Source organism: Arthrobacter sp. 10T425 (genome assembly GCF_056393985.1).
The window spans coordinates 1-535 of record NZ_JBFTGZ010000056.1 but is presented as its reverse complement, the minus strand read 5'-3'; the positions used below and the strand labels follow the sequence as shown (position 1 = coordinate 535).

Annotated in this window: 1 protein-coding gene; it reads right to left on the bottom strand. The window is 55.3% G+C overall.

Annotated features, from left to right (window positions below; translation table 11 throughout):
- Window positions 1-129 precede the first annotated feature (129 nt).
- A partial coding sequence (locus AC1DDH_RS20485) for an IS3 family transposase (protein ID WP_476956213.1) occupies window positions 130-535 on the bottom strand: 406 nt, incomplete at its 5' end.

Here is a 535-nt window from a genome sequence, read left to right as displayed (position 1 = left end):
CGGCGAAATCCGCGAACGCGAGGAAGGCCAGGCTCAGACCGTGGTGGTCTGAGCGCGGTCCAATCCTTCGCAGGATGGCAAAACGCCCGATGGCAATGAACTGACCCCCAGAAGTTGGACGGTTGATGGCTAGGCCGGAAAGGGCTGAGTCCTGTATTTCACGGGACTCAGCCCTTTTAGTTTGAGCTTGATGCGGTCATGATTGTAGTAGTGAATGTATTGGCGCAGTCCATCCTGCAGTTGCTCGATGCTGGTGAACTTGTTCAGGTAGAAGAATTCGGACTTTAGGATGCCGAAGAAGCTCTCCATGGCAGCGTTGTCGAGGCAGTTACCTTTGCGCGACATACTGGGACGGACACTGCGCTGCTTGAGCATCGATCGATAGGACGCCATTTGGTATTGCCAGCCCTGATCCGAATGCAGGATCGGTCGGTCCTTGGGGCCGAGTCGAGCAAACGCCTTCTTGAGCATTTTGCTTACCATCTCGAACAACGGACGCCTGGCCATCTCGTATGCGACGATCTCGCCGTTATGC